Annotated in this window: 2 protein-coding genes and 1 pseudogene; 1 reads left to right on the forward strand and 2 read right to left on the reverse strand. The window is 71.8% G+C overall.

All coding sequences use genetic code 11. The annotated features are described in order from the left end of the window. A pseudogene (locus ACFFCN_RS18610) lies at positions 1-914 on the reverse strand (hypothetical protein); the annotation flags it as partial. 182 nt (positions 915-1,096) lie between these two features. Beyond that, positions 1,097-1,744, reverse strand: coding sequence for a DedA family protein (locus ACFFCN_RS18615; protein WP_375494102.1), 648 nt, complete (start codon positions 1,742-1,744; stop codon positions 1,097-1,099). Positions 1,745-1,806: 62 nt separating this feature from the next. Between ACFFCN_RS18615 and ACFFCN_RS18620 the strand changes: the two genes are divergently transcribed. Further along, positions 1,807-2,772 (forward strand): winged helix-turn-helix domain-containing protein (locus ACFFCN_RS18620; protein ID WP_375494104.1); only part of this gene is annotated, 966 nt, incomplete at its 3' end.

Below are 2,772 nucleotides of genomic sequence, written 5' to 3' on the forward strand. Positions count from 1 at the left end.
TGGCGCACCATGGCGTGGCCGGCGAACGCGTAGGTCACGCCGAAGACGAGGCCGAGCGCGATGAGCAGCACACCGGTCCCGCCCTCGCCGAAGCTGGGCGCGGCCGCGACGACACCCGAGAGCGTCGCGAAGAGCCCCGCCAGGACGAACGCGACGCCCGCGCCGGGCCGCCCGCGGCGGTCGAGGAGCGCCGCAATGCCGTAGTAGCCGATGCCGAAGATCAAGCCCGCCGCGGCAACCGCGCCGGTGCCCGGCCTCGGCACCGCATCCCCGCCGTCGCCGGACAACGGCGTCAAGCGGATCGCGAACGAGACGAACGACGTCGGCGCCGCCTTGAACTCCGCCCAGGACGCCAGGTACAGCGCGGCCAGCCCCAGGAAGAACGGCCGGCCCTGCGCGCCCGGGACGAACACGTAGGTCACCAACCAGACGAGTACCGAGATCAGCAGGACCGCATCGACGTTGAACGGGCCCGAGCTGCCGGTGGGGTCGAGGGAGAGGAACAGGATGGTCAGCGGCACGCCGAGCGCGGCGGCGATCGTGCCGGCGCTTGCCAGTGGACCGCGCCGGCGCACGACGAGCAGCGCGTAACCCGTCAGGACGACCAAGAAGGAGAGTCCGGCGCCGAGGAAGCGCCGGCCGGTACCCGAGGTGCTGGTGGCTCCGCTCGAATCGTCGAAGTGCAGGCGGAAGCCATCGGCAAGGTAGCCGGACGACCAGACCACTACGCCGACGATCGCCAGCACGACACCGGCGGCGGCGAGCGCGATCCCGAATCGCGGGTCGGCGCGTCGGCGGGTGCGCGGGCCGAACCGGTCGCGGAGGGCCTGCTCGGGCGGTGGCCCGAACCCGTCGGCGGCCCGGCCCACGATTGTCCGGCGGGTGGTCCGTAGCCGGTCGACGGGCTCGCCCACTGCTGCCCGGCGACCGGTTCGTAGCCCGGAGCCGGTGGCTGGTAGCCGCTCCCCGACCAGGGCGGCGAGCCGGGGTACGGGGACTGCGGCGGTTCGCTCATGGCGCGAGAGCCTAAGCCCGCGGCGGTCCCGATGTGCGGCCGTTGTGGACGGCGGACAGGTGCGTGTCGCCCGGACTGTGGCTAGCTGTTGTCCTGGGCGAACGCCCGCGCCTCGGCCTGCTCGCGGCGTCGCTTGCGCAGGTGCACGGCTGTGTAGACCAGCACGCCCACCGCAAGGATCGCGAGCGGTGCCCAGGTCAGCGTCTCGCCCACGACGTCCAGTGCCGACGCGAACGCATAGCCGAGCAGCACACAGCCCGGCGCCCACACGATGCCGCCGATCGCGTTCCAGGTGAGGAACGTCCGGTACCGCATGCCGCTCATCCCGGCCATGGACGGCATCAACGCGCGAAGGACGGCGGTCAGCCGGCCGAGCAACACGGCCTTGCCGCCGTGCCGGTGGATGAAGCCGTCGACGGCCGCCCACCGGTGCTCGCCGACCCACCGGCCCAGCCGCGACCGGCGCAGCGACGGTCCGTACCGCTTACCGAATTCGTAGCCGACCGAGTCGCCGGCCACGGCGCAGACGGCGCCGACGACGCACATGGCCCAGAGGTTCAGCCGTCCGTAGTGGTGGTTGCTGAACACGCCGGCCACGAGCAGCGCCGTCTCACCCGGCACCACCATGCCGAGCAGCACGGCCGCCTCGGCGAAACACAGCGCGCCGGAGATCACGTACAGCCAGACGCCGACGCCGTCGCCGATGCTGCGCATGATGTGCTCGAACACGTCCGCATAGTGCCACGGCCAGCTCGCCGCAGGCTGTCAGCGGCGGCTCGTAGGGTCCAGCCATGCCCCGACCGGCCACCAGCGCACCGCAGCGCATGTCCGCCCCGCAGGCGCGCCGGGTTGCTCTGGCGGCGCAGGGCTTCGCCGACCCGTTGCCCACCGGACGCGTCGACGCGCGGCACATCCGGCGGGTGCTGGGCCGGATCGCGATGCTGCAGATCGACTCGGTCAACGTGTTCAGCCGCGCGCACTACCTGCCGGTGTTCGCCCGGCTGGGGCCCTACGACCGCGCCTTGCTCGACCGGATGACGGGCTACACGGAACGGCCGCGCAACGCCGAGCTCTTCGAGTACTGGGCACATGCCGCCTCGCTGCTGCCGGTCGAGCTGCAACCGTTGATGCGCTGGCGGATGGAACGCGCACACGTAGACCCATGGCAGTCCATCCGGCAGATCGCGCTCACCAACCCGACGCTCGTCTCGGACGTCGAGCAACTGGTCCGCACGCAGGGGCCGGTCCGCGCCGGCGACACCGGCATTCCCCGTCCGGCGCCGCGCCCGGGCCACATGTGGAACTGGCACGACGGCAAGACCGCGCTTGAGTACCTGTTCTGGAGTGGCGTGGTCACCACCGCCAAACGGGTCAACTTCGAGCGCTACTACGACCTCACCGAGCGCGTGTTGCCGCAGCGCGTGCTCGACGCCCCGACGCCTGCCGAGACCGCTGCGCAGCGCGAGCTCGTCCGCGTCTCGGCGCGGGCGCTCGGCGTGGGCACCGAGCCCGACATCCGCGACTACTTCCGGCTCTCGCACGCCGTCACCAGCGCGGCACTCGCCGACCTCGTCGACACAGGTGAGGTGATTCGGGTCGATGTCGAGGGCTGGGACGCGCCGGCCTACCTCTGGCACGAGGCGCGGCGACCACGGCGGGTGCATGCCCGTGCGCTGCTGGCACCGTTCGACTCACTGATCTGGTACCGGCAGCGCACCGAGCGCATGTTCGGCTTCCACTACCGCATCGAGATCTAC

It is taken from the genome of uncultured Jatrophihabitans sp. (assembly GCF_964246335.1).
Taxonomy (GTDB): domain Bacteria; phylum Actinomycetota; class Actinomycetes; order Mycobacteriales; family Jatrophihabitantaceae; genus Jatrophihabitans.